2 protein-coding genes are annotated in these 3,751 nt (G+C 66.6%); one reads left to right on the top strand and one right to left on the bottom strand.

The genetic code is table 11. The annotated features are described in order from the left end of the window. Positions 1–65: 65 nt before the first annotated feature. Complete coding sequence (locus NON22_RS21605; RefSeq protein WP_425508012.1) at positions 66–2,828, bottom strand: TonB-dependent receptor; 2,763 nt, start codon at positions 2,826–2,828, stop codon at positions 66–68. Positions 2,829–3,287: 459 nt separating this feature from the next. Between NON22_RS21605 and NON22_RS21610 the strand changes: the two genes are divergently transcribed. Continuing rightward, positions 3,288–3,751, top strand: a 464-nt coding sequence (locus NON22_RS21610; protein WP_257389066.1) for a PfkB family carbohydrate kinase, incomplete at its 3' end; no start/stop codon positions are given.

Genomic DNA, 3,751 nt, shown 5'->3' on the forward strand with positions numbered 1-3,751 from the left:
CGCGCGTCGGTCGCGCGGCCGCGGCTGCGCCGGCGCGCTGCCGCGCCGTGCCCGGAGCGCCGCGGTCAGTTGCGTAGGCGCACACCGACGAAGAACTCGCGGCCGGTATGGTCGTAGACCGAGCTGCGGTCGCCGGACGAATCGACCCACTGGTCGTTGTATTCGTCGGTGAGGTTGACCGCCTCCAGCGTGAACTCGACGTGTTCGTTCATCTTCCAGGTCGCGAGGAAATCCACATTCGTCGTGCCCTTGGTGCCTTCGATGTCGTTGTTGTTGCGGCCCGGCACCGTGGTCAGATAGCCGCTGCGATAGGCCGTCGACACGCGCGCGCTGAAGCGGTCCTTCTCGAAGTACAGGGTCGCGTTGTAGGCGTTCTTCGACAGGCCGGTCAGATCGGTCTTCAGCGAGTTCGCGCCGGTGGAGGTCACGTACTGGATCTTGGAGTCGACGTAGGTGTAGTTGAGGATGGCACCGAAATGGCTCCAGAAACCCGGCAGGAACGTGAACGGCTGCTGGTAGGACAGCTCCACGCCGCGCAGCTTGCCGCCCGGCGTGTTGACCGGGATGTTGAACTGGAAGTCGTCGGTCGGCGACGCGCCGGTGCCTTCGAGCAGGCTCGCCGGCAGGCCCGAGGTATTGAACGGCCGCGTCTCGCGCGAGGTCTGCACGAAGGATTCGATGTCCTTGTAGAACACCGCCGCGCCGAGCACCGACTCGGGCGCGAAATACCATTCGAGGCCCAGATCGAAGGTCTTGGCGCGGAACGGGTCGAGGAATGGATCGCCGCCGGTCACGACGCGGTTGCCGCCGCTGACGCTGACGCTGACACCCGGCGTCAGGTTGCCGAGACCCGGACGCGACATGACCTTGGCCGCGCCGAGGCGCAGCACGAGATCGTCGTTGAGGTCCCAGGCCAGGTTCATCGACGGCAGGGTGTCGCTGTATTCGCGCTCGACCGTCGTCAACGTGGGCCGGCTGTTGATCACGGCGAAGCCGGTCGATTCCTGCTCGGTCCTGACGTAGCGCAGGCCGACGTTGCCGCGCAGCGGAATGCCGAAGGTGCTGGTCTCGAAATCGCCCTGCAGCCAGCCGCCGCGGTCGCGTTCCTTGACGCTGCGGTTGTTGCCGATCGCACCCGATGCCGACGGCGACACGGTGAACGTGCCCTGCCCGCTGTAGATGTCGAACAGCCGCGCGAACGCGTCGATGTCGGGAATCAGGAACGACGAATCCGTGCCGCCGGGCAGGTCCAGGTTGTTGCCGAACACGAGGATGCGCGTGAGATCCGACAGCGACGTGCCGGCCGGCAGGTTCGGCACGCTGACTTCCGACGCGCGGCGCGCCTCGAAAGTCGAGAACTTGTAGGCCTTGAAGTCGGCGCCGCCCTTCAAGGTGAACGCCGGCGCCGCTTCCCAGGTGAAGTTCAGCTGCTGGTTCGTGAACAGGTTGGCCGTCGCGTTCGGGCGCAGGCGGATTTCCGACAGGCCGTTGGCGAAGTTCCAGTTGGCCGGGTCGCGCACGTCGAAGCCGTAGTTGATCGCCGGCAGGCGGTCGTTGCCGCGGTAGTCCCAGGAATAGCCGTCGGTGTTGGCGCGGTCCAGGGTGATCGTGGTCTGGATCGGATTGTCGAAGTCCGAGCGCGAGTGGCCGATCAGCGCGTTCATGCGGAAGCTGTCGCTGAACTCGTGGTCGAGATTCAGATTCGCCTGCTTGAACGTCGTGGCCAGCTCGTCGTAGCGCGACTCCGAGCGCACGTCGACGTCGTCGAACAGGCCGTAGACCAGATTGCCGTTGGAGGACACCACGCCGTCGCGCACGACGGTCTGCGGCTTGCCGTTCGCGCCGCTGCGGCTGAAGGAAACGGCCTCGAGGAAGTTCTCGGTGCGCTTGGCGTCGAAGTCGGCGTAGAGCAGGTCCAGCGACGCCATCGTGCGGTCGGCGACCTGCCACTGCAGCGCGCCGGTGATGCCGAGGCGTTCCTGGTCGTGCTCGAGCACGCCGTAGCGCGGAATGCGCGGATGGAAGGTCGTGCTCTGGTTGGCCGCGGCGAACGGCGAACTCGCGTTGAAGCCGCCGCTGCTGGTGCCGTTGTCCCAGCGCACGGTGCTCGCGCCTTCCTGGGTCAGCGCGCGATCGCTGTAGGCGACCGAGAACAGCGCGCCGAAGCGGCCGTCGAAGAATGTATTGCTGACCAGCGCCGAGGCACGCGGATTGGTTTCGTCGGCGAGGTCGTTGTAGCCGAGCTGGCCCGAGCTCACGAACGTGAAGCGGTCGAAGTCGAACGGCCGCGGCGTGTGCAGATCGACGGTCGCGCCGAGCGAGCCCTCCTGCACTTCGGCCGACGCGGTCTTGTGCACCTCGACGCGGTTGAACAGCTCCGAGGCGAACACGTTGAAGTCGAAGCCGCGGCCGCGGTTGTTGCCGCCCGAGGAATCGGTACCGCCGGTCGTCGACAGACCTTCCATGCCGTTGATGCGCACGCGCGTGAAATCCGGACCGAGGCCGCGCACCGAGATCTGGCGTCCTTCACCTGCGTCGCGCGCGATCGAGATGCCGGGAATGCGCTGCAGCGATTCGGCGAGATTCAGGTCCGGAAACTTGCCGATGTCCTCGGCCATGATCACGTCGGTCTGCGTCGTGAACTCGCGCTTGGCCTCCAGCGCCTTGACCAGGCTCTGCCGATAGGTCACGACGATTTCGCCGAGGGTGTCGGGATCGGCACCGGCAGCCGGCGCCGCGGTATCCGCCGGTGTCGCGGCGGACTCCGCCCCGATCGCGGCGCCCGCATCGGGCTGCACGGGCTCGGCCGCGACCAGGCGCTGCGGCACGCCATAGAGTGAAATCAGGATCGCGCCCGAAAGCGTTGTCAGCAGCGGACGACCGGTACGGCTAATGCGGGTTTTCACGTCTACTCCCTCCTGTAAGCAGGCCTGTGCGCACGACGGCGTGCGGATCATGCAAGATGACACCGGTAGCAATTTCAGCTAATTGTTCTTAATGACACCGGTGGACAGAAAGCCTAGCAAACACCGCAACGCAGCAACAAGACGAGCAGAAACGTCAACCCGGCCGGCCGGTCCTGCCTGGGCCGATCGACAATCGATGATCTGGAGTCTTTCCATGAATACAATATTTTCAACAGGTTATGCGCGATATCGAAACTCTGGCGCACATCTTGTCCGGTGCGGACGGCAGGACAATGCACTGCACCATGCGACTGCGGACGCTCGCCGTACACCGTGCGCCGGCCTCTTGCGGACGGGCCGGCCGGCAGCCGAGGATCGGTCATGAGGACACGCATTCTCTGCTTCGGCGAGCTGCTGCTGCGTCTGGCCAGTCCGGGCCGCGAACTGCTGCTGCAGTCGCCGCAGCTGCAGGTCCATGTCGGCGGCGCCGAGGCCAACGTCGCGATCGCGCTGGCCGGCTTCGGCCATCGGGTCGGCTGCATCGGCACGGTCGCCGACAACGCGCTGGGCCGCGCCGCGGTCGCCGAGCTGCGTCGTCACGACGTGGACACCACGCGGCTGAACTTCGCGCCCGGCCGCATGGGGCTGTACTTCCTCGAGACCGGCGCGCTGCAGCGGCCCAGCGAGGTGCTCTACGACCGCGCCGACTCTGCGTTCGCGCGCGCCTCACCCGACCGCTACGACTGGCCTGCCCTGCTCGCCGGCGCACAACTGCTGCACCTGTCCGGCGTGACGCCGGCCCTGGGCCGCGCCGGCGCCGAGGCGGCGATCGCCGCGGCGCGCGC

The sequence above is a fragment of the Tahibacter caeni genome (assembly GCF_024609805.1).
Lineage (GTDB): Bacteria > Pseudomonadota > Gammaproteobacteria > Xanthomonadales > Rhodanobacteraceae > Tahibacter > Tahibacter caeni.